Origin of the sequence: Corynebacterium nasorum (assembly GCF_022347325.1) — a bacterium.
GTDB classification, from domain to species: Bacteria; Actinomycetota; Actinomycetes; order Mycobacteriales; family Mycobacteriaceae; genus Corynebacterium; species Corynebacterium kefirresidentii.
In genome coordinates this window covers 220,296-243,120 of record NZ_JAKRDU010000001.1, presented here as the reverse complement: position 1 = coordinate 243,120, position 22,825 = coordinate 220,296, and the positions used below count along the sequence as shown (strand labels likewise).

Here is a 22,825-nt window from a genome sequence, read left to right as displayed (position 1 = left end):
ACACTGTTTGATTTTCAAGGAGGATCGCCCCAACTATGGCGAACTACACTGCTGCAGACGTCAAGGCACTGCGCGAAGCTACCGGCTCCGGCATGCTCGATTGCAAGAAGGCTCTGGAAGAGTCCAACGGCGACTATGATAAGGCCGTTGAGTACCTGCGCATCAAGGGCGCTAAGAACGTCTCCAAGCGCGCTGACCGCGAGGCAACCGAAGGCCTGATTGCTGTTTCTGGCAACACTATGGTCGAGATCAACTGTGAGACCGACTTCGTTGCTAAGAACGAGGCTTTCAAGACCTTCGCAGCCAAGATTGCTGACGCTGCCGCTGAGGCCAAGGCAAACTCCGCAGACGAACTCAACAACATTGAGATCGACGGCAAGAAGGTTTCCGAGGTAGTGGACGAGGAGTCCGCTAAGACCGGTGAGAAGCTGCAGGCACGCCGTGCAGTTACCGTAGAGGGTGACAACATTGCCGTTTACCTGCACCAGCGTTCCGCTGATCTGCCGCCGGCAGTGGGCGTTCTGGTTTCCTACGAGGGCAACGAGGAAGGCGCTCACGCTGCCGCCCTGCAGATTGCTGCAATGAACGCTGAGTACCTCACCCGCGAAGACGTTCCTGCAGAGATCGTCGAAAAGGAGCGCGAGATCGCTGAGGCCACTACTCGTGAGGAGGGCAAGCCGGAGGCAGCCCTGCCGAAGATCGTGGAAGGCCGCCTGAACGGCTTCTTCAAGTCCATCGTTCTGCTGGAGCAGGCTTCCTTGTCTGATAACAAGAAGACCGTAAAGCAGGTTGCGGAAGAGGCTGGCACCACCATCACTGGCTTCGTTCGCTACGAGGTTGGCGCTTAAGCACGCTCTCGCTTTTAAAACCTAGCCCACAAAGGACCGTCCTTTGTGGGCTTTGTTGTGCGCTAATGGGGTGACCGGCGCGAGGTTCTCTCTTCTCTAGGTGCCTTTTTGATGCCTAGCTTAAACCCACCGGGCTGCATCGGCAGGTGGTGTGAGGATGCGAAAGATATATGGGTAAGATGGGGCGGAGATTGAAACTGCCCCGCGTTAAGGAGACGAAGTAGGCGTGACTGCTGCAGATATTAAGCGAACCGGATATAAGCGAGTAATGCTGAAGCTGGGCGGTGAGATGTTCGGCGGCGGTAAGGTCGGTATCGATCCGGATGTGGTTGAAAACGTTGCCCGCCAAATCGCCGAGGTCTCCCGCCAAGGAATCGAGATTGCAGTGGTGATTGGCGGCGGAAACTTCTTCCGCGGCGCGGAGCTATCCCAGCGCGGTATGGACCGGGCACGCTCGGATTACATGGGCATGCTCGGCACGGTAATGAATTCCCTCGCACTGCAGGATTTCCTCAAGCAGCAAGGTGTTGATTGCCGCGTACAGACCTCCATCAACATGGCGCAGATTGCTGAGCCGTACCTGCCGCTGCGTGCGGACCGCCATTTGGAAAAGGGCCGCGTAGTTATCTTCGGCGCTGGCATGGGTATGCCGTACTTCTCCACGGATACCACCGCCGCGCAGCGCGCCTTGGAAATTGGCGCCGAGGTTCTGTTCCTAGCCAAGGCAGTCGACGGCGTCTATTCGGATGACCCGCGCACCAATCCGGATGCAGAGTTGTACTCCGAAATTACCCCGCGTGAGGTCATTGAAAAGGGCCTAAAGGTGGCAGATGCAACGGCCTTTAGCCTGTGCATGGACAATGATATGCCGATTTTGGTCTTTAACCTGCTGGAGGAGGGCAATATTGCCCGCGCAGCTGGCGGTGAAGTTATCGGCACGCTGGTGCAGTCCTAATACTGTAGCGGCTGCGAACCTGCTACCTTTTTATACAGCCACCCCTATTCGTTTAAGGATGATTTAGCCTCATGATCGATGAGATTCAGCTCGAAGCAGAAGAGCACATGACCGCTTCCGTCGAGCACACCCGCGAGCAGCTGGTGACCATTCGTACCGGCCGCGCGAACCCCGCCATGTTCAACGGCTTGGTAGCCGAATACTACGGTGTTCCCACCCCGATTACCCAAATGGCTACCATCTCCGTACCAGAGCCGCGCATGCTGCTCATCAAGCCTTATGAGCAGTCCATGATCCATGAGATTGAAAATTCCATCCGCAACTCGGATTTGGGCGTCAATCCCACCAACGATGGTCAGGTTCTTCGCGTGACTGTCCCGCAGTTGACGGAGGAACGCCGTAAAGAAATGGTGAAGCTGGCTAAGAGCAAGGGTGAGGATGGCAAGATCGCTATCCGTAATATTCGCCGCAAGGCCATGGAGCAGTTGAAGAAGCTGCAAAAGGACGGCGATGCCGGCGAGGACGAAGTCATCGCAGCAGAAAAAGAAATGGAAAAGATTACCTCCGGCTACATCGAGCAGGTAGACAGCTTGGTAGAGAATAAGGAAAACGAGCTGATGGAGGTCTAGGACCTCCGCTTTGTTGCCGCCGTGCCTGTCTCCCCGGCCGGCGGCGCTTTTTCTGTTCCAAGGCCCGCCGCTCCCACAAACGGGGCAGAGCCGGCGGAACTGAGCAAGTTAGCCGGGGAATCACACAAGACAGCGAAAGGAGCCGGTCACGGTGAGTGACGCCATAAACCGCCGATTGCCACAGCCAAAGAATGGTGCAGGCCGCGACTTGCCGGCCGCTATCGGTGTTGGCGTGGGGCTCGGCGCTCTTGTGGTGCTTGCCGTGTGGGCTGGTCCGCTGGCTTGGTATGCGGTCGTAGCGCTTGCAGTAGGCGTTGCCATGTGGGAGGTCCTCAGCCGCCTGCGGGAGCATTCCTACTATGTTCCGCGTACGCTGCTTATCATTCTGGGCCAAGCCATGGTGTGGATCTCATGGCCCCTGGGGGCGCCGGGCTTGGTAGCAGTCTATGTCACCGCGGTGCTGGCACTTATGTTTGGCCGCCTTTTCCATAACGGTCGTCATCGTCCGCCTATCAACTACTTGCGCGATATGTCCGTCGGTATTTTTGTGCTGACGTGGATTCCGCTTTTTGCCACCTTCGCAGCCATGTTGTCGCTGGTGTCGACTCCATTTTCCAGTGGGGCTGCCTCCATCGTCGTCTTTATGCTGTGCGTTGTGGCTTCCGATACCGGCGGATATGTTGCGGGCGTGATGTTTGGTTCGCACCCCATGGCACCTGCGGTGAGCCCTAAAAAATCGTGGGAGGGGTTTTGTGGGTCCATCATCTTCGGCGTGGTGACCGGTGCGCTCACGGTGAAATTTCTGCTCCATCACGATGCCTGGGTGGGTGGCCTGATGGGGCTCGGTCTAGTTATCTGTGCCACCTTGGGAGACTTGGTGGAATCCCAATTTAAGCGCGAGCTGGGTATTAAAGACATGTCGGCATTATTGCCCGGCCACGGCGGCCTCATGGACCGTTTGGATGGCATGCTACCTTCTGCCATGGTCACCTGGGTAGCGATTAGCTTCCTGTCTACGTTTACACCATAGGAACATCAGACAAACAAAAGCCGCCTCTCCCGTATAAACTGCCCGAAAAAGACGGCAGAACAGGGGAGAGGCGGCTTTTATATAGATTTATACCTGCTGCGCTTGCTTGCGTAGCTGGCGACGCAACTCAAACATGCGCCAGCCACCGACTAGCGCCATGATGAGTGCGCCGCCGATAGCAAAAATGAGGAAAGCAATTCCGGCGGGGAACTCGCCAGACCAGCCCAGGAAGTTCATAGGAACCTCGTGCTGGTTTTGCATGATGAACACAATGAGGACAATCAGCAGCAGGAATCCTACGATAAGCGCCATCCACGTGCTGGCCGCGAAAGATCCCTTCGCCTTGCCAGAGGGCTGGGTGGAGTGAGAAGTAGAGTCAGAAACGGCTGGTTCTAGGTCAGAACTAGTCTCCGGTTCAGAAGCGTTCAGCTCCGCCGAGGAGAGGTCTGCGTCGGAAGAAGAAAAATCATCTGCAGGATAATTTGGATTTGTCATGTATCCATTATTTCTTTAATCCTGTCGATTATGCCACTTGGCACGGCCTCCAATTGGAAAATCCCACGCAGACCGTGGAAAGATGGGCAATATTATGGCTCAACCAGTGAAACTTAACTTTTCCGCCCCGCGCCGCGGATTGCCTCCTAAGCATTTTGCGGACCTGACCGAAGACGAGCGCATTGACAAGCTCGCAGAAATTGGCCTACCTAAATTCCGTGCGAAGCAGCTGGCTAAGCACTATTACGAGCACTACACCGACAACGTCGAGGATATGACCGATATCCCCGCCGGCAAGCGCGAAGCAGTCAAGGAAGCCTTCTTCCCTGAGCTGATGAAACCCATCCGGACCACCTCCACGGACGACGGCGAGACCACTAAGTCCCTGTGGCGGTTGCACGACGGCACGCTACTGGAATCAGTGCTGATGCGCTACCCAGGTCGCGCTACTTTGTGTATTTCTTCCCAGGCAGGGTGCGGCATGGCCTGCCCGTTCTGCGCTACTGGCCAGGGCGGCCTTGATCGTAACTTGTCCACGGGCGAGATTGTCGAGCAATTCCGCCACGCTGCGTCCGCCATGGCTGCAGAAGGTGGGCGTTTGTCCAACGTTGTCTTTATGGGCATGGGTGAGCCGCTGGCCAACTATAAGCGCGTGGTCCAGGCCGTACGTCAGATTACTGGCCAGGATGGTACGGGTTTTGGCCTTTCCCAGCGCAACGTGACCGTCTCCACCGTGGGCTTGGCTCCGGCAATTCGCAAGCTTGCGGACGAAGACTTGGCCTGCACTCTGGCCGTTTCCTTGCACACTCCGGACGATGAGCTGCGTGACGGTCTAGTGCCGGTCAACAACCGGTGGTCTGTTGATGAGGTGCTGGATGCCGCGCGCTACTATGCGGATAAGTCCGCCCGCCGCGTGTCCATTGAGTACGCCCTGATTCGCGATAAGAATGACCAGGATTTCCGCGCCGATATGCTGGGGCGCAAGCTGCACCAGAAGTTGGGCTCCAAGGTCCACGTTAATGTTATTCCGCTGAACCCCACGCCGGGCTCAGAGTGGGATGCGGCCCCGCAAGACCGCCAGGACGATTTCGTGCGTCGCGTGCAAGCCCAAGGCGTTCCCTGCACGGTGCGCGATACAAAGGGCGATGAGATTGCGGCGGCTTGTGGTCAGCTTGCAGCGGATGAGCGGGAAGATAAGTCAGCCTAACTGATAAGATTGGCGGACATGATTGTTCCGAATTAGCCGCCACTTGCAGATGATCCGACCACGCAGGCCTTTGCCGTGCGCGGTCTGAACAAAATTTTCGCTGGACGCCCCGTGGTGTCGAATTTGAGCCTCGACATCCCGCGGGGCTCTATTTATGGCATCGTTGGCCCCAATGGCGCGGGCAAAACCACCATGTTGACCATGGCGTGTGGCCTCCTGCGCCCAAATAGCGGCGAGGCCTTTATCGCCGGGCACAATACCTGGCAGGAGCCACTGCCAGCCAAGGCGGCCATGGGCCTGCTTGTCGACGGCGCTCCGGTCTTCGACCGTTTATCGGGCCCAGAGTACTTGTTCTATCTCGGCGCATTGCGCCGCATGAATCAAGCCGAAGTCGAGCACCGCAGCGCACAGCTTTTGGATGCCTTGCAGCTTGCCGACGCCGCCGATAAACCCATCGCGGACTACTCCGCCGGTATGACTAAAAAGATACTTCTGGCGGGCGCGCTCCTGCATAACCCAGAGGTCGTGATACTAGATGAGCCCCTAGAGGCAGTGGATCCCGTTTCGGGGCAGCTTATTCAAGAGATCCTGCGCGCCTATGTCGCCCGCGGAGGCACAGTAATCCTGTCTTCACATGTTATGCAATTAGTGGAAGGCTTATGCGATCACGTAGCCATCATCGCCGGTGGCCAGGTGCTCTCCGCCGGCCACGTGGAAGATGTGCGCCAAGGCGGCAGCCTGACGGATGCCTTCATTCACTTCGCCGGCGGAAGTGAATTTGATGCGGACTCTTTCGAGTGGTTGCGCAGCGAAGGCAGCACAACGCAGCGCGGGGAAGGGGAGTTGTAGACGCAATGACTTCGACGCTTCTCAAGCTGCACCGCACACTATGGGTGCGAAGCCTTAAAACGAATGCTGCAGCGGTTATGATCCCGATCTGCCTTTTGCTCTATGGACTCATCGGGCTAGCATCGCTCGCCGCTCTTGCTGCGGCAGATATTTCCACCGGAACTGGGAACGTGCAAGCCTTAACCGTGGCCCCTGGTCTTGGCACGCTGGCTTTCATCGTTATCACCCTCATCATGCCCAGCGGAGAGAACCAGCTATCTGCCCGCGAGCTTTCCGCGTTTCCGCTGCGGCTGAAAGACATCACACCGGCACTCGCTATCGCCTCGGTGCTTAATCTGCGTGCCCCGGTCTCAGTCTTGCTGTCCATTGCTTATGCGGTGGCCGGAAGCGTGATCCTGGCGGCAAACGGGAAGGCATTGTTCATCTTGCCTTTCTGTCTAGGAATGCTTTTCGCCCTTGTACTGACGCTGGTGCTGGTGGATCTTGCGGTTCATGTCGGGTCAACTGTCGCGGAGCTTAGTTCCACGAAGCTTAAGGCCTTGGGCTCGGTGGCGGTGTTCGTGCTTATCTTCGGCTCGACTAAACTTTCTTCCCTCGCGGGCTCTGACTTCCCTTTGGGAACGGTAGGTGAAGGATTAGCGTGGACGCCTGTTGGAGCACCGGTGGGGTGGGCGCTTGCGCTTGCTCAAGGCGAGCTAGTGAAAGCCTGCGCACAATTTCTCATCGCCGTAGTAACGCTGGGCGTAGCTGTGTGGGCGTGGCATCAATTGCTGCGGCGGCAATTCGAGCACCGTACGGTTTCCCCGTCGGCACGCAATCACCGTGAGAAGTCCAAGGGGATAAGCCGCTTTTCCCTTGGTTCCTTTTCCTATAGCAGCCCTGCTGCCATGGAATTTACGCGCTCGCTGCGCTATATTTTCCGTGACTCCCGCCTTATTGGCAGCATTATCATGCAGCCAATTCTGGCAGTCGTCTTGATTATCCAGGGCTTTGCTACTGACTCCGATTTATCTTCAGTAGGTTTGTTATTCCTCGGGCTGATAGGCGGAATCGTCGCCACCAATGATTTTGGTTATGACGGTCCAAGCCTGTGGGTAAAGATGGCCGCCCCAGTTCGTCCGCGCACGCTGCTCTACGCGCGGCACTGGGCGCACGTGGTGCTTTCAGCCATAATTGTTGTGCTCACGGCGATGCTGCTTTTTGCGCTAAGTGCGGATAAAGCTCTCACTGCCTGTTTGGTGGTTGCTGCCCTGGGAATCTTCATTTCTTCCGCCGGATTGTCATTGCTGCTCACCACCTTTAATCCCTTTGCCACCGCGCGGCCTGGCGGGAATATGTGGGCGGATAAATCCGGCTACTCGGCTAGCGCCTTCTTAAGCGCTATTTTGAGTTTGTTTATTGGCTGGACGCCCATCATCCCAGGCGTCATCCCAATGGCTATCGGCTACGGCTCGAACATGGTGCTGGTCGCGCTGGGGTTTGTACTCGTCATAGCCGTGCCTGTTGCGTGTTATGTCCTCGCACTGCGGGTCAGTGGCAAGCGCGTCGATAACACCCTGCCCGAGATCTACGCCAAGGTGGGCCACTGGGTGTCTTAAAACTCGGGCGCTTCTTAGCAAGTATCGCCCACACCGCGCTCTTGCTAAGGGTGGGTGTGGACAGGGCGGCACCCAGCAGAGTGAGCGCTGAGTAAGGGGAGAGGCGTCGGGAAGCGGAGGCAAAAAGAAACCGCCGACCTTCGCGGGGAAGGGCGGCGGTAGCTAAAGTGTGCTGAAAGCTTAGAGCGCGTGCTTGCTGGAGGAAACCGGGGTGGCGTTGTTAGTGCCTGGCTCAACGCGCAGGTGAGAAACGCGGGAAGGCTCGATATTCAGCGCGCGCAGCTGGGAATCGCTCAGCTCGGCGTACACACCGGTGTTGGTCTTTTGGTCGTAGACCCAGTCTGGCTCCTGGTGGCCCACCGGCTGGTTGCGGGCGGTCACGGTGCGCACCTGGTGCAGCTTAGGCTGGAAAGCATGAATGAGCAGGCCGATTACCAGCAGGACAGTCAGTACGACGAGCCAGACAGTCTCAACGTGGCCCTTGTGATTACCAAAGTGGTAGGCGATCAAGAAGAGAACGGAAATCCAACCGGCGATCTGCACGCCCGAGCGGCTGATGCGGGACCAACCGAATCCTGCGGATGGGACGTCCTCAGTAGAAACACCGTCATATACCTGCGGTACCGGCTTGTGGGAAGACACTTGCTCTCCTTCGCTTCTGCGTATGCCCGTCTGCGCGATGGGCGTGCGGGCACACCAATGCCATTTGTCTGCTACACATTCTAAATCATCGCGCCTTAGATGGCGATTAAACACCCCCGCCGCAGTACTGGTTACCTGCCATGCCCGCCCCGTGGTGATGGGCGCTAGGGTGGAAGGGTGACTACACAGCGAATACTCATTCTTGGTTCCACCGGTTCAATCGGCACGCAGGCTCTGGAAGTTATTGCGGATAATCCCGATAAATTCGAGGTAGTGGGAATCGCGGCGGGCGGCTCCAACCCGCAGCTCATCATTGAACAGGCTCGTCGCCTCAACCTTTCGTTTGACCACGTTGCAGTGGCTAAAGAGGATGCTGCTGCCGAGGTTTCCGCTGCCTTAGGCGGTTCGGTATTAAGTGGCGCCGATGCTGCAGAGAACCTAGTGCGTTCGACTCCGGCCGATACTGTGCTCAATGCTCTAGTGGGATCCCTCGGCCTTAAAGCCACTCTAGCGACGCTGGAGATGGGGGAGTACTTGGCCTTGGCCAATAAGGAATCCCTCGTCGCCGGTGGCACGCTCGTCACCCAGGCCGCGCGCCCTGGTCAAATCATTCCCGTCGATTCGGAACATTCCGCCATGGCGCAGTGTCTGCGCGCCGGCGAGGAAGGGGAGCTGGATAAGCTTGTTCTTACCGCCTCAGGCGGTCCCTTCCGTGGTTGGTCGCGCGAAGAGATGTGGGACGTGACCCCAGAGCAGGCGGCGCAGCACCCGACCTGGTCTATGGGCCAGATGAATACCCTCAATTCAGCAACGCTCATGAATAAAGGTCTGGAGCTCATTGAGGCGACGCTGCTCTTTGACATCGACCCTGAGCGTATCGATGTCACCGTGCATCCACAGTCCATTATTCACTCTATGGCTACTTTCAAAGATGGCTGCACCATCGCCCAAGTTTCGCCGCCGTCGATGAAGCTGCCGATTTCGCTGGCGCTGAATTGGCCGCACCGCGTGCCGGGTGCGCAGCCTTCCTTAGATTTTGCGCAGGCGCATGAGTGGCGCTTTGAGCCGCTTGACGATGCCGCCTTTCCCGCCGTCGATCTCGCCCGCCGTGCCGCGGCCGAGGGAACGGGGGTCATTTATAACGCGGCCAATGAGGAAGCGGCGGCCGCATTTTTATCCAGGCGTATCCACTTCCCAGAAATCGTGGACGTAGTGGGCAAGGTCCTTGATTCCGCTTCTGAGTTTGCTGGTGTAGTCTCTAGCCTCGATGAAATCCTCGCAGTAGAAGGCGAGGCGCGCAGGCGCGCGAACGCGCTGATTGATTCGCTGGCTGACTAGAAAGCTTTTCACACCATGGCAAATTTGCTGGGCATTGTGTTTTTCGCCCTTGGCATCGGGCTTACCGTAGCGCTGCATGAAGCAGGCCATATGCTTAGCGCGCGTGCCTTTGGTATGCGCGTGCGCCGCTACTTTATCGGCTTTGGTCCGCGCGTATTTTCCTTCCGGAAGGGGCACACGGAATACGGGCTGGCGGCCTTCCCTGTGGGCGGCTTTTGCGATATCGCCGGAATGACTGCCCAGGATGAATTCCTCACCGAGGACGAAGAACCCCACGCCATGTATAAAAAGCCATGGTGGCAGCGCATCATTGTGATGGCAGGCGGTATTGTCGTCAACCTGATTTTGGGCTTTGTCATTCTCTATTTTGTCGCGATGACGGCTGGCCTGCCCAACCCGGATGCCGATGTGCGCCCCCGCGTAGGCGAGGTGACCTGCTCGGCCAATCAGAAGCCGAACCAAGAGCTGGAAAAGTGTACGGGTCCAGGCCCCGCCGGAAAGGCCGGTGTGCGGGAGGGCGATATCATCGTCGCCTTCGAGGGCCAGAAGATAGACTCTTTTACCCAGCTGCGCGATGAGGTAATGCAGCGTCCTGGTGACACCATCACGCTGACAGTTGAGCGCGATGGAAAAGATAAAGACATCCCAGTCCACCTGGATACCGTTAAGCGGCTCAATAAGGACGGAGAACTTATAGATGCCGGCTCTATCGGGTTGAGCAATCAGCTTATCGACGTCGTCGAAAAGCACGGCCCTGTTGACGCGCTACCAGCAACGTGGCGGTTTAGTACCTACTCGTTGGAAGCAACGGTAGATGGCCTCAAGCAATTTCCTGGCAAGGTGCCGGGCGTGGTGGCCTCCATCTTTGGCCACGAACGCGAAGCTGACGGCCCGATGTCCGTTGTCGGTGCTTCCCGTGTGGGCGGCGAATTGGCGGAGCGTTCCCTGTGGTCGATGTTCTTTATGATGCTGGCAACGCTGAACTTCTTCCTCGCTCTATTTAACCTAGTTCCGTTGCCGCCTTTCGACGGCGGGCATATCGCCGTCATCATCTATGAAAAGCTGCGCGATGGTATCCGCAAGCTCGCGGGCAAGCCGGCCTTGGGCCCGGCCGATTACACCAAGTTGATGCCGGTGACCTATGTGATGGCCGCACTGCTGATGGGCGTCGGCGTCATCGTTATCGTCGCCGATGTAGTTAACCCTATCCGGCTATTTGGTTAGCAGCCGTGTCCCCACAGCGCGCACTTCAGGCATAAAGCAAGCAGTGCTAGAGTGGGGGCGTTAATCACCCACCTTATAAATTTCTGTGCTTCAACAAGGAGAATTCATGTCGACCCCCATCGGTCTAGGAATCCCAGACGGCCCGCCACCAGTACTGCACCCGCGCCGTAAGACTCGGCAGTTGCAGGTGGGCCCGGTCGGTGTCGGCTCTGACTCACCAATTTCGGTGCAGTCGATGACCAATACGAAGACGCACGACATCAATGGCACACTGCAGCAGATTGCGCAGCTGACCGCTTCCGGCTGCGATATCGTGCGTGTGGCTTGTCCTAAGCCCATCGATGCGGAAGCACTTCCGGCCATTGCTAAGAAGTCGCCCATCCCGGTGATTGCGGATATCCACTTCCAGCCTAAGTACATCTTCCAAGCCATCGATGCCGGCTGTGCCGCCATCCGTGTTAACCCGGGCAATATCCGCGAGTTCGACGGTCGCGTGAAGGAAGTTGCAAAGGCTGCAGGCGATGCCGGCATTCCTATCCGCATCGGCGTTAATGGTGGTTCTTTGGATAAGCGCCTGCTGGAAAAGTACGGCAAAGCCACCCCGGAGGCACTCGTCGAGTCCGCCATTTGGGAAGCTGGCCTGTTTGAGGAGCACGGCTACGGCGATATCGCTATTTCCGTCAAGCACTCCGACCCTGTCCTGATGGTGGAGGCGTACCGCCAGCTGGCGGAAAAGACTGACTATCCGTTGCACTTGGGTGTGACCGAGGCAGGCCCGAAGTTCATGGGAACCATCAAGTCCTCGGTTGCCTTCGGCGCGCTACTGGCAGAGGGCATTGGCGATACCATTCGCGTGTCCTTGTCCGCGCCGCCAGTAGAGGAGATCAAGGTAGGCGACCAGATCTTGCAGTCGCTCAATTTGCGCCCGCGCAAGTTGGAGATCGTGTCCTGCCCTTCCTGCGGCCGCGCTCAGGTGGACGTCTACAAGCTGGCAGAGGAAGTTACCGCTGGCTTGGAGGGCATGGAGTTCCCGCTGCGCGTTGCCGTTATGGGTTGCGTTGTCAACGGTCCGGGCGAGGCACGCGATGCTGACCTCGGCGTTGCTTCCGGCAATGGTAAGGGCCAGATCTTTGTCAAGGGCGAGGTCGTTCGCACCGTGCCGGAAGACAAGATTGTAGAAACCCTCATTGAAGAAGCCATGCGCATTGCCGATGAGCAGGGCATGGAGGCCGTGGAAGGCGCTAAGGCTGAGGTTCGCGTAACCCAGTAATCCACCCACATTAAGTAGACTGCCCCGCACTTCGGTGTGGGGCAGTCTTTTTTAGCTCTTGCGCTGCTAGAGTGCCAAGACATGAAGAAGTTGGTCGCGCTGGTTGCAACTATCACGCTCGCTTCCACCAGCGTGGTTGCTTGTACCCCGAAGCCGGTATCTGCAGAACCGGTGGCGGAGGAATTCCTCGAAGGGATGGAATCTCGCAATAACGACGGTTTGGCCGCGCTTACCGATTCCCCCTCTGACGCCACCGCCGCCCTGGACGCCACCTACTCCGGCCTGCAGGCCGAGGGGCTCGATATTGAGCTAGAAGGTGTCGATCAAGACGAGAACCTCGCTACGGCGAACTACAAGGTCACCTGGGATCTGCCCAAGGAACGCACCTTGAGCTATGACACGCAGATGACGCTTACTAAGACCGAGGATGAGTGGACGGTGCGCTGGAAGCCGAGCCTTATCCACCCAGACTTGGGCGCAAACCAGCACTTGGAACTGCGCGCATTGGAGGCAAAGCGTGCCAGCGTGGTCTCTTCCAATGGAGTGGAATTGATGAGCCCAGGGCTGAACTACCGGCTGGTGGTAGATACCAGTTCCTTGGAGGATGTGCGCCCTACCGCGGCAAAGATTAGCGGTGCGTTGGCAGCTGCCCATCGTCAGGATGATTCAATTGCAGAGATTGATGCCAAGGATTTGGCCAAGAAATTGGAGGATGCGGATGGTTCTTTCTCCGTAACTATGTTCACAGAAGACCAAGCCAAGGCTGTGCGTCCCAAGGTGGAAGGCATGGACGGTGTGCGCCTCAACGAGGAGCCAGCCTTGGTTACCCGCGACCGCGGTCTTGCGCCCGATCTCATGTCGCGCGTGCGTTCTGCGGTCCAAGACGAGGTCGATGGTCAAACTGGCTGGTCCATTTCCGTGGTCAATGAAAATGGTGCGGCACTCTCGGACGTCGAAAAGCATGATCCCAATGCTGCGCCATCGATCAAGGTTGGTCTCGATTACGATGTGCAGCGCGCCGCGCAAGAAGCGGTAAACGAGCGTGCCGATTCGCAGGCAATGCTCGTAGCCATCCGACCTTCCAATGGCGATATTTTGGCCGTAGCGCAAACCGAGAAGGCTGATGAGGACGGCGACGTCGCCCTCCAAGGCCAGTACCCACCCGGTTCTGTTTTCAAAATTCTCACCGCCGCGGCTGGCGTGGACAAACAGGGCCTAAATACCGATACCATCGTTCCGTGCCCGGGCACTATGGATATCTATGGCCGCGTAGTGACCAACTACAATTCCTTTTCTTTGGGCAGTGTTCCGCTTAGCCAAGCCTTCGCGCAGTCCTGTAACACCACCTTTGCGGATATCTCCACCAAGCTCAAGCCTGGTGAGTTGAAGGACATGGGCAAGAAATTCGGCTTCGGCGTTGAGTATGACATCCCCGGGTTGACGACCATCACTGGCTCTATTCCAGACGGAAAGGAGCCATTGGAGCGCACTGAATCCGGATATGGTCAGGGCTACGACTTGGCAAGTCCTTTTGGCATGGCCCTTGTTTCTGCCACGGTTGCCAACGGCAAGACGCCTACACCGACGCTTATCGAGGGGCACAAGACCAAAGCATCCGATAAACCGCAGCAGATTCCCAAGCCCGTGCTGGACAATGTCCGTGCCATGATGCGCCAAGTGGTCACCAGCGGTACCGCGCGCAGCATGGCTGCTGGCGGCACCATTTATGGCAAGACCGGTGAGGCGGAAATCAATGAAGGCTCGCACGCCTGGTTTACCGGCTACCGGGAAGAAGATGATATTGCCTTTGCCACCCTCGTGGTTTTGGGTGGCGGCTCCGATGCCTCGGTCAATATCACCAGCAATTTCTTGCAGAAGGTCGATGCCTACCGCTCCGGTCCGCACGAAGGTGCAGCGCCGCCGGCCGAGGGATAGTCGCCGCGCTGCGTCTGCAACCCCGCCGCAGGACCCCGGCTCCCGCGTTAGCGGTGGAGAGGACTACCATGGGAAACCATGAGTAATCGAGGAAAGCTAAAGCCAGGCAAGCCCACTCCGATCCTCACCGTTCCGGAAAGCATTGAGCGCCCAGAGTACGTGTGGAAGGACGAGGTACAAGAGGGCATTGGCGAGCCCTATGTCCAGTCCCCAGAGGTCATTGAGAAGATGCGCGAGGCCTGCAAGATTGCGGCCAACGCCCTCAAGGAGGCTGGAAAGGCCGTTAAGCCGGGGGTAACTACTGATTATGTAGACCGCGTGGCACACGAATACATGTGTGACCACGGCGCTTACCCTTCTACGCTGGGGTACCGCGGCTTCCCTAAGTCCAGCTGCGTATCCCTTAATGAGATTGTCTGCCACGGCATCCCAGACACCACCGTGATTGAGGATGGCGACATCGTCAATATCGATATCACCGCGTATAAGAACGGTGTGCACGGCGACAATAACGCGACCTTCCTCGCCGGCGATGTCTCCGAGGAGCACCGCCTGCTGGTAGAGCGCACCAAGGAAGCCACGATGCGCGGCATTAAGGCCGCAAAGCCTGGCCGTGAGATTAACGTTATCGGCCGCGTTATTGAGTCTTATGCCAAGCGTTTTGGCTACAACGTCGTGCGTGACTTCACCGGCCACGGCGTTGGCCCGACCTTCCACAACGGGCTCGTAGTGCTGCACCATGACTCGACCGTCTACCGCGATATCCTCGAGCCGGGTATGACGCTTACCGTCGAGCCGATGATTAATCTTGGCTCGCTGGATTACGAGATCTGGGATGATGACTGGACCGTCCAAAACACGGACGGCAAGTTCACCGCCCAGTTTGAGCACACCCTCGTCATTACTGAGGACGGCAACGAAATCCTTACCATCCCCGATGAGGACTAAGCTTCGCTAACGAAGGCCGCCTCCACGACCCCAAGCGGGGAAGTGGAGGCGGCCTTTTGCGTACTTTGCTTGCCGACGTCCGGCGCAAGGCATCAGCACTCAGCACGTAGCTGCACATAGCAAAGGGGCCCCTGCAAGCCCTAGCTATCTAGAGCCAATCTGCGGCTAATAATTAGCGGCGGAAGATTGGGTCCAAGATGTGCTGCGGGACGATGCCGGTGTAAACGGCGTAGTTGTAAGCGCCGATGATTGCGCCGACAATGGAGGTGATGCCCAGTGCGGTAGCACCCTTCTTCCAGTTGGAAGCCCACTCCGGGATGTCTTCGGAGGTTTCGGTGCCGAACATGTCCTCGCCGGTGACCTGGTTTTCAGGCTTAACGACAGGCTTGCCGTCCTCGCCCTCGGTCCATGCGCCCCAGTCCTTGCCCAGCTGGGTGAGGGAGCTGGAAGAAGAGGAGGAGGTGGTGTTCTCGTTGGTGGAGGGGGTCTCTGCAGAAGCAACTGCGGTGCCGCCGAAAGCTACGGTGACTGCGGTAGCGGCAGCAACGGCTGCGGTGCGGAAGTTACGCATTGTGAAAATACCTTTCGGAAGTTTTGATTGAGCCGAGTGGCTGTTGCTTAGAAGGAAGGGCCGTGTACGAAGAAGTTGTAAACAGGGCCGATGATGCCGCCGAGCAGGGCGCCAACGCCTGCTAGCACGGTAGCACCGTAGAAGACCTTTGCCCATGCTGGCTGGCCGGAGAAGTCCTTGGAAGAACCGAAGATGCCAACGCCGTTAGCTGCCTTGTCACCTTCAAGCTTGTGGCCAAGCTCGGAGGACAGGGAGCCGCCGGACTTGCCGTTGTCGTCGTCGCCGCCCTTTGCGGTGTTGGATGGGTTCTGCGGCTGGACGGTGATTTCGTTGCCGTTCTGGTTGACGGTCTCGTCAGCGGAAGCAACGGTGGTGCCACCAAAGGCAACGGCGAGAGCGGTTGCGCCAGCGATAGCTGCATTGCGGATACGCATATCAAAATTCCTTAAAAGTCGTACTTGCAAGGCTTCCACACTGGGAAACCAAAGTGTTATTGAATGTACAGGGAACATACAGAAACATGCGGTAGCCGTGTTCGTATCGGCTCGAGCCGGTGCCCCCAGTAAATCTAGTAAAACTCTTGTCCTTTTGCGCGTCAAAGACCGGAATTTCATCCATTAAATTAACGTGTGTCCCTAAATGGTGGTGAATTTCCTGCAGTCACGAATGTGACTTCCTTGGCGTGAAATGGGAATATGCCCTGGAAGCTGGGAAAAATCTGGGTATGTATGAGGAAGGTCACGTAACAATTTACTTTTGCCACTCCAGTCCCAAAAGGGCGTTTTCCACTACTTCTGGTAGCGCGGGGTGAATCCAATATTGGTTGCGGGTGAACTCCCGCATGTCCAACGAGTAGGCCATCGCGGTAATCAATTGCTGGATGAGGGTAGAAGCCTGCGGTCCCATCAAGTGAGCTCCGAGAAGCTGCCCGGTAGCGCGATCTGCCACTAGCTTGCATATACCGGTTTTATCTTCCATGGCCCAGCCGTAGGCAACATCGCCAAAGTTCTGCACCTTGACGGTTACATCGAAGCCTTCCTCGCGAGCCTGCTTTTCGGTCCGGCCCACCGTTGCGATCTGCGGGTGGGTAAAGACGGCGGCAGGGACATTGTCATGGGGGAGCGGGCGGAGGTCTTCTGGGTGCAGCAGGTTGTGCTGTACGGAGCGCATCTCGGCATTGGCTACGTGCTTGAGCATGTACGGCGAAGAGACGTCGCCAAGCGCCCATACGCCCTCGGCAGTGGTGCGGCCGAACTCATCGGTTTTTACGCGGCCGTCGGCAAGCAGCTCAATGCCTGCCTTATCCACATCCATCTGATCGCCATTGGGGGTGCGCCCAGTGGCAACCAGAATGGCCTCTGCCTCAATAGAGGTGCCATCATCTAGCTCCAACCGCACTCCCTTGTCGGTCTTCTCGAGCTGGGTGCCATTGGCAATGCGGACGTCGAAGCAGTCGCGAGCAATCTGATTGAAGCGACTAGATAGATCATCATCAAGGTGGCGCAGCAAAGTCTCGGAGCGATTGACCACGGTGACCTTCGTGCCGAGCCCGTCAAAGACATGGGCAAACTCCATGGCGATATAGCCACCGCCCACCACAATGAGGCTTTGTGGCTGATGGTCCATGCGCATGATGTCTTCATTGGTGTAGTACTTCACGCCAGACTTGGCATAGACCTCTGGAATGACCGGGCGGGAGCCGGCCGCGATGACGATTTGCTCGCCAGTGATGACATGTTCGCCGGTCTGAATAGTCTTCGGGCCAATAAAGCGGGCGTGCTCGTCAAATACGGTGATATTTGGGGTTTCCTCCCCGCGGCGGTACTGCTCGCCGCCCTTGGCAATCTGGTCGATGCGGTTGGTGAAGACGCGGTCCACGATGGAATCCCAATCCACGCTATTGACCTGAGCATCTAGGCCTAGACGGCCGGCCTCGCGCGCGGCCAAGGCGATATCGGCGGCATAGACATACATTTTAGTGGGAATGCAGCCCACGTTGAGGCAGGTACCGCCAAAAGTACCCTTTTCAATGATGGCGATTTTTTGGTCATCAAACTCCGGGCTAGGGATGGAGTTTCCGGAGCCGGTGCCGATGATGATGAGGTCAAAATGTTCCTCGGCCGCGGGCGTATGGTTCTGGTGTGAAGAAGTCACGTTTATTCCTTATATATAGGGAGTAAATTACTGGACGGGTTTAGCGGAATCTAAGACGGTGGGCAACCACTCATCGCAGGCGTTGAAGGCCTCTTGCAGCGGATCCGGAAGGGATAGAAAAACATCGTGCCTAGCGCCCTTGATGGGGTGCAAGGTGTAGTGGGCGCTTAGTTCCTTTGCCCAGCGGCGCGTTTGGGCAACGTCGATGATGACATCCGCGTGGTTCGCGCTATCGGAATAAGGCCGGCCCAGTTGAGTGCGAGTGGACTGCAGCGTCAAAATTGGTACGCCGGCATCGATACGACCGCTATGGATGGCATCAAAGCCATGGAATACTGCGGCTAGCCAGCCAACATACTTCTTATGGCCAGCCAGTGGCTTAAAGCGGAGGTCAAATTCCCACTCGCCGTAGAAATCTTGGTGAACAGACTCGCCGTAGGCGGTGAAGTTGCCACCGGGCAGGGGAGTCCTGGGGACGATGCGGCCAAGTGCGTACAACAGCGGTTTGAGCGGGGTAAGAACCTGGCCGGGTACGCCCATCATGTCGAGCCACGGGCTATTGAGGATGAGCCCCTTCAAGCGCTGGTGGCGTTCGAAGTCGGTTCGGCGCAGATGATCCATCCATAGCGGGGCGATGAGGCCACCGGTGGAGTGAGCGATGAAGATAACCTCATCATTAGGGATGGCATCGAGTGCAGCGGTGAGGTCAGCAAAGTAGAACGCCAAGTCCGATACATAGTGCCATGACTGGCCGGAGCGGCGCGAGCGACCACACTTGCGCAGATCGACAGCGTAAAAGTCATAACCTTGGGCGGCAAAGTGCTCGGCTACGTGGGTGTGGAAGAAGTAGTCGGTCATACCGTGTAGCCACACCAAAGCCGGGCGCGATGAGGCAGCGGATGGTTCGCGTGCCGCATCGCCCGCCTGCTGGGGCGCGTAGTGCACCAGCGTGGTGACCACGTTGCCCTCGCCGTCGGGGTCTGCGCCCAAGTCAATGGTGGCAGCTTCATAGTCGGGGCCGAGTTTGTCCGGGCCCCATACCGGGGAGTGTGTAACCATGCCTCGATTCTAGGTGTAATAAAGGATTTATGGTGCTGGTGCTGGGGTGTAGATAGTGGGGGCGGAAATTCCCACATTTTTGTCACTGGTCTGGGGGAGAAATCCCAAATTGCATAAGAAAAGCGTAGAGTAAGGCCTTAACGCGTGACGCACTGCCAGGTTGTCTTAGTGCAACGATGGTGGCGCGGGGCGCTAAGCGCTATAAGTCAAGGCGTAGACCGCGCCGATGGATATCTATTTTCAATTCGAAGAGGTAATAACAGAGTGTCCTCCGCTAAGAAGACAGCACAGGTTGTAGACGAGGTCGACGTAGCACTTATTGGTGCCGGCATCATGAGCGCCACCTTGGGCGCAATGCTCCGCGAGCTGGAGCCTAGCTGGACCCAGATGGTCTTTGAGCGTCTCGACGGCCCCGCACTGGAGTCCTCCTCCCCGTGGAATAACGCCGGCACCGGCCACTCCGCACTGTGCGAGCTGAACTACACCCCGGAGAAGAATGGTCGCATTGATATCTCCAAGGCTCTGGGGATTAATGAGAAGTTCCAGAAGTCTCGCCAGTTCTGGTCTCACCAGCTCAACAACGGTATTCTTACCGACCCGAGCGAATTTATTAACCCGGTTCCGCACGTGTCCTTCGCACAGGGCGAAATTCAGGTTGACTACCTTAAGCGTCGCTATGACGTTTTGAGCGAGAAGCACATGTTCCCAGGCATGCAGTTCTCCGCTGATGATTCTGTCTTTGCGGAAAAGCTGCCGTTGATGGCACAGGGCCGTGACTTCTCCAATAAGGTAGCCATCTCTTGGACCGATGCCGGCACTGACGTTAACTTCGGCGCGCTGACCAAGCAGTTCCTGACCGCAGCTAAGGCCTCCGGCACCGAGATCCGCTACGGCCATGAGGTCATCGACATCAAGCGCGATGGCTCTTCCTGGAAGGTCTATTCCAAGAACAAGCACACCAGTGACATCACGGTGGTCAAGGCTAAGTTCGTCTTCGTGGGTGCCGGCGGCTATGCCTTGGACCTGCTGCGCAAGGCCAAGGTTAAGGAAGTTGCCGGTTACGCAGGCTTCCCAGTATCCGGTCTGTGGCTGCGTTCCAAGAACCCAGAGCTTATCGAGCAGCACCAGGCGAAGGTCTACGGCAAGGCTGCTGTGGGCGCCCCACCAATGTCCGTGCCGCACCTGGATACCCGCGTTATCGACGGCGAGAAGGGCCTGCTATTCGGTCCCTACGGCGGCTGGAGCCCCAAGTTCCTGAAGAAGGGCAGCTACCTGGACCTATTTAAGTCCATCCGTCCGGATAACATCACTTCTTACCTTGGCGTTGCCGTCCAGGAGTTCGGCCTGACCAAGTACTTGGTAGACGAGGTACGCAAGAACTTCTCCGACCGCGTTGAGACCCTGCGCGAGTACGTCCCGGAGGCAAAGGAAAGCGACTGGGAGACCGTCATCGCCGGCCAGCGCGTCCAGGTGATCAAGCCTGCAGGTGCCCCGCAGTTCGGCTCCCTCGAGTTCGGTACCACCCTGGTCAATAACCAGGAGGGCAATATCGCCGGCCTGCTCGGTGCATCCCCGGGCGCATCCATTACCCCTGCCGTCATGTTGGAGCTGCTGGAGCGTTGCTTCGGCGAGCACATGATCGATTGGGCGGATAAGATCCGCGAGATGGTTCCGTCTTATGGCATCAAGCTGCGCAACGATGAAAAGCTCTATGACGAGATGTGGGAGTACACCCAGAAGACCTTGAAGCTAGACCGCTAGAACCAGCTTCTTCCTAGATAACCCCCTGTACCGCACCGAGACGGTACAGGGGGTTATTCGGTCTGGGCTCGGTGAACAGCAGCTAGGTGCCACAGTAGGTGAGGTATCCCTCCAAGCCATTGGGGTCCGGCGATTCGAATGAGGGGTTGGGCTCCCACGGGTGGGTTACCGCGTGGAGGAGTTCTTGATAGGGGCTCATGTCCCCGCGTTCTGCAGCGTTAAGGGCAGCTTCCACCGCGAGGTTGCGCGGGATAACCCGCGGCATCGCGCTATTAACGCGGGATGGATCGGGCGAGGACGCTAGGTACTCATCCAAAAAGTCTCCCTCGGGCAAAAGCTCACGGGCGGGGGTGGGGTGGCCCGCGGCGGCGTCGGCAAGAGCGCGGTGGGCCAGCGTAATATCTGGGCCGTTGAGCTGCATAGCAGCGGAATAAGCAGAGAGGATGTCTGGAGAGGCATCCAATGCTGCTACCATGTCTGCCTTGCGCTGGGCCTCGAAGCGATCTGCAAAGCCATTTATTGTCTCTTGAGCAAAATCCATGGCCTTATTCAAATCCAAGTCAAAGAGCGGCAGGAGGGACTCCGCCAAGCGCGCTAGATTCCAGCCCAGGATGGAGGGTTGATTGCCAAAGGCATAGCGGCCTTGGGTATCGATGCTGGAAAATACCGTGCTCTGGGAATAGGACTCCATGAAGGCACACGGTCCATAGTCAATCGTCTCGCCGGAGATGGTGGTGTTATCCGTATTCATCACGCCATGGATGAAGCCTAAGCGCATCCACTGGGATACAGCGCGAATTTGTGCATCCATCAGCTGGAGGAAAAAGTCCCGGTAGTCGCACCCAGGATAGTGGCGGGCGATGGCGTAGTCGGCGAGTTGGCGGGTGTAATCCGTCTGCGCGGCCAGGTGGAAAGTGCCCACCCGGATATGGCTCGCAGCCACACGCACCACAATTCCGGCGGGCTGTACGTGGCCGCGCTGGATGGGCCGGCCGGTGGAGATGACCGCTAGTGCCCGAGTGGTGGGCACGCCCAAGGCATGCATGGCTTCGGAAACTAGGTATTCGCGCAACATGGAAGAAAGCGTTCCGCGGCCATCAGAGCCTGGGCGGGAAAAGGGGGTCAGCCCAGTTCCCTTGGCATGGAGATCCCACAGCTGGCCGTCATTTTCCACCTCGCCTAAAAGCATGGCGCGGCCGTCTCCCATCTGCGGATTAAACGCACCGAATTGGAAGCCAGAATAGGCCATGGCGTGTCCGCCCGCGCGACCCGTGAGGAACTCGATTCCCTCGGAGGAGCGCAGCCAGTCCGGGTCAAAGCCCAACTGCCTGGCCAGTTCCTCGTTTAGGATGACCATCTCTGGGTTCGGCTGCTCTTCGCCCTCGGTAGGGCAAACCAAGTGGGGAAGGCGTTGGGCAAAATCGTGGTGTAGCTGCATTTAAACCTCCAGTGTTCCGCGCACGCGAATATGGGCGCGCCCGCCTACCCAGATATCCGTGCCGTCATCGTTGATAAATACTTCGCCCGCTCGGCCTATCTGGCTGCCTTGTGTTGCGGTATAACGCGTTGGCACCAGGTTTCGCGCGCGCATAAACTGCGCGGCGCCGCCATTGAAAGAACCGGTGACTGGGTCTTCGAATTGCGTGGTAAAGGCCCGAACCTCATAGGCCGACTCGCCCTCTGCGGCGTTGGGATTAAGGCCCACTACGCCGACCTTGGGGCGCTCGCCATGGGGCTTAACCGCACGCACCGCCTCGGCATCGCGCAATTGGAGCAGGCGCCAGCCCGGGCCATTGTCCACCCAGCCATGGTCCACAATATCCGCGCTATCTAGCCCCAGCCCACCGCAGGCCTCCTTCAGATCCGCCGGGCTTAGCGGTTCTTCGCGGCGCAGCGGCGGGGTAGCAAAGGACAAGACTTCGCCCTCTTCGCGGACGGTTACCAAGCCCACGCCGCATTCTTGGACGATGGTTCCCTCTGTCTGCGGGTTATTGCCTAGCGCCCGCCACGCGGCAGCGCTGCCCAATGTGGGGTGGCCGGCAAAATCAAACTCTTCGTACGGGGTGAAAATGCGCACGCGGTAGTCCGCGCGGGCGTCGTTAGGTTCGAGCAAAAAGGTAGTCTCAGAAAAGTTGGTCCAGTTCGCGATTGCTTGCATCTGCTCGGTACTTAGGCCGTCGGCGCTCGCAATTACCGCCAAGGCATTGCCATTAAAGGCACCCGTGGCAAAAACATCGACCTCAAAGAACTCGTGGTGCATGCCAGCCAGTCTAGTCAGCCCCAGGGATGAGGACTATGGCCTAGAGCCTGCG

The 22,825-nt window shown here is 57.7% G+C and carries 21 protein-coding genes; 13 read left to right on the top strand and 8 right to left on the bottom strand.

Annotated features, from left to right (window positions below; translation table 11 throughout):
* Positions 1-35 precede the first annotated feature (35 nt).
* From tsf to MHK05_RS01145, 4 genes are all read left to right on the top strand, one after another.
* On the top strand, positions 36-848 hold the full coding sequence (gene tsf, locus MHK05_RS01160; protein WP_023021300.1) for a translation elongation factor Ts: 813 nt from the start codon (positions 36-38) through the stop codon (positions 846-848).
* 268 nt (positions 849-1,116) lie between these two features.
* The gene (gene pyrH / locus MHK05_RS01155) at positions 1,117-1,803 is read left to right on the top strand and encodes a UMP kinase (protein ID WP_023027755.1); all 687 of its coding nucleotides are present in this window, start codon (positions 1,117-1,119) and stop codon (positions 1,801-1,803) included.
* A 71-nt stretch (positions 1,804-1,874) separates the two neighbouring features.
* Positions 1,875-2,432, top strand: coding sequence for a ribosome recycling factor (frr, locus tag MHK05_RS01150; protein ID WP_023021301.1), 558 nt, complete (start codon positions 1,875-1,877; stop codon positions 2,430-2,432).
* Positions 2,433-2,583: 151 nt separating this feature from the next.
* Positions 2,584-3,462, top strand: a complete 879-nt coding sequence (locus tag MHK05_RS01145) for a phosphatidate cytidylyltransferase (protein WP_023021302.1) — start codon at positions 2,584-2,586, stop codon at positions 3,460-3,462.
* An 87-nt stretch (positions 3,463-3,549) separates the two neighbouring features.
* On the opposite strand, the gene MHK05_RS01140 is transcribed toward MHK05_RS01145, so the two are convergent.
* Entirely contained in the window at positions 3,550-3,957 is a 408-nt protein-coding gene (locus MHK05_RS01140; RefSeq protein ID WP_200288924.1) for a LapA family protein, read from the bottom strand.
* Between the two features lie 94 nt (positions 3,958-4,051).
* Between MHK05_RS01140 and rlmN the strand changes: the two genes are divergently transcribed.
* The 3 genes from rlmN to MHK05_RS01125 all read left to right on the top strand — a co-directional run bounded on the left by rlmN (position 4,052) and on the right by MHK05_RS01125 (position 7,611).
* Positions 4,052-5,164, top strand: coding sequence for a dual-specificity RNA methyltransferase RlmN (gene rlmN, locus MHK05_RS01135; protein ID WP_487019046.1), 1,113 nt, complete (start codon positions 4,052-4,054; stop codon positions 5,162-5,164).
* Between the two features lie 75 nt (positions 5,165-5,239).
* Positions 5,240-6,013, top strand: coding sequence for an ABC transporter ATP-binding protein (locus MHK05_RS01130; RefSeq protein ID WP_239204245.1), 774 nt, complete (start codon positions 5,240-5,242; stop codon positions 6,011-6,013).
* Positions 6,014-6,018: 5 nt separating this feature from the next.
* Complete coding sequence (locus MHK05_RS01125) at positions 6,019-7,611, top strand: hypothetical protein (protein WP_239204243.1); 1,593 nt, start codon at positions 6,019-6,021, stop codon at positions 7,609-7,611.
* A 180-nt stretch (positions 7,612-7,791) separates the two neighbouring features.
* Here MHK05_RS01125 and MHK05_RS01120 read toward each other — a convergent pair whose 3' ends face one another.
* Positions 7,792-8,253 carry a DUF2631 domain-containing protein gene (locus MHK05_RS01120; protein ID WP_023021307.1) on the bottom strand — a complete coding sequence of 154 codons (462 nt, stop codon included), beginning with the start codon at positions 8,251-8,253 and terminating at the stop codon, positions 7,792-7,794.
* Positions 8,254-8,430: 177 nt separating this feature from the next.
* Between MHK05_RS01120 and dxr the strand changes: the two genes are divergently transcribed.
* The 5 genes from dxr (at position 8,431) to map (ending at position 14,968) form a co-directional block, all read left to right on the top strand.
* Positions 8,431-9,591 (top strand): 1-deoxy-D-xylulose-5-phosphate reductoisomerase, encoded by a 1,161-nt coding sequence (dxr, locus tag MHK05_RS01115; RefSeq protein ID WP_200288927.1) that lies wholly within the window; start codon positions 8,431-8,433, stop codon positions 9,589-9,591.
* A 15-nt stretch (positions 9,592-9,606) separates the two neighbouring features.
* A complete protein-coding gene (locus MHK05_RS01110; RefSeq protein ID WP_200288928.1) occupies positions 9,607-10,815 on the top strand; it encodes a M50 family metallopeptidase in 1,209 nt (402 codons plus the stop codon).
* A gap of 106 nt (positions 10,816-10,921) precedes the next feature.
* Entirely contained in the window at positions 10,922-12,085 is a 1,164-nt protein-coding gene (gene ispG / locus MHK05_RS01105; protein WP_023021310.1) for a flavodoxin-dependent (E)-4-hydroxy-3-methylbut-2-enyl-diphosphate synthase, read from the top strand.
* A gap of 81 nt (positions 12,086-12,166) precedes the next feature.
* Positions 12,167-14,020, top strand: coding sequence for a penicillin-binding transpeptidase domain-containing protein (locus tag MHK05_RS01100; RefSeq protein WP_023021311.1), 1,854 nt, complete (start codon positions 12,167-12,169; stop codon positions 14,018-14,020).
* Positions 14,021-14,098: 78 nt separating this feature from the next.
* Entirely contained in the window at positions 14,099-14,968 is an 870-nt protein-coding gene (map, locus tag MHK05_RS01095; RefSeq protein WP_238799681.1) for a type I methionyl aminopeptidase, read from the top strand.
* Positions 14,969-15,140: 172 nt separating this feature from the next.
* Here map and MHK05_RS01090 read toward each other — a convergent pair whose 3' ends face one another.
* From MHK05_RS01090 to MHK05_RS01075, 4 genes are all read right to left on the bottom strand, one after another.
* A complete protein-coding gene (locus tag MHK05_RS01090; RefSeq protein WP_239204241.1) occupies positions 15,141-15,539 on the bottom strand; it encodes a hypothetical protein in 399 nt (132 codons plus the stop codon).
* Positions 15,540-15,586: 47 nt separating this feature from the next.
* Positions 15,587-15,973 (bottom strand): hypothetical protein, encoded by a 387-nt coding sequence (locus MHK05_RS01085; protein ID WP_239204239.1) that lies wholly within the window; start codon positions 15,971-15,973, stop codon positions 15,587-15,589.
* A gap of 316 nt (positions 15,974-16,289) precedes the next feature.
* Positions 16,290-17,693, bottom strand: coding sequence for a mycothione reductase (gene mtr / locus MHK05_RS01080; RefSeq protein WP_239204237.1), 1,404 nt, complete (start codon positions 17,691-17,693; stop codon positions 16,290-16,292).
* 27 nt (positions 17,694-17,720) lie between these two features.
* Positions 17,721-18,752: an alpha/beta hydrolase gene (locus tag MHK05_RS01075; RefSeq protein ID WP_239204235.1), complete on the bottom strand. Its 1,032-nt coding sequence runs from the start codon at positions 18,750-18,752 to the stop codon at positions 17,721-17,723.
* A gap of 264 nt (positions 18,753-19,016) precedes the next feature.
* Here MHK05_RS01075 and mqo point away from each other — a divergent pair, with 264 nt between their 5' ends.
* Complete coding sequence (gene mqo, locus MHK05_RS01070) at positions 19,017-20,513, top strand: malate dehydrogenase (quinone) (RefSeq protein WP_239204233.1); 1,497 nt, start codon at positions 19,017-19,019, stop codon at positions 20,511-20,513.
* A gap of 82 nt (positions 20,514-20,595) precedes the next feature.
* On the opposite strand, the gene MHK05_RS01065 is transcribed toward mqo, so the two are convergent.
* Complete coding sequence (locus tag MHK05_RS01065) at positions 20,596-21,951, bottom strand: protein adenylyltransferase SelO (protein WP_239204231.1); 1,356 nt, start codon at positions 21,949-21,951, stop codon at positions 20,596-20,598.
* Positions 21,952-22,773, bottom strand: a complete 822-nt coding sequence (locus MHK05_RS01060) for a PhzF family protein (protein ID WP_239204229.1) — start codon at positions 22,771-22,773, stop codon at positions 21,952-21,954.
* Positions 22,774-22,825: the final 52 nt, after the last annotated feature.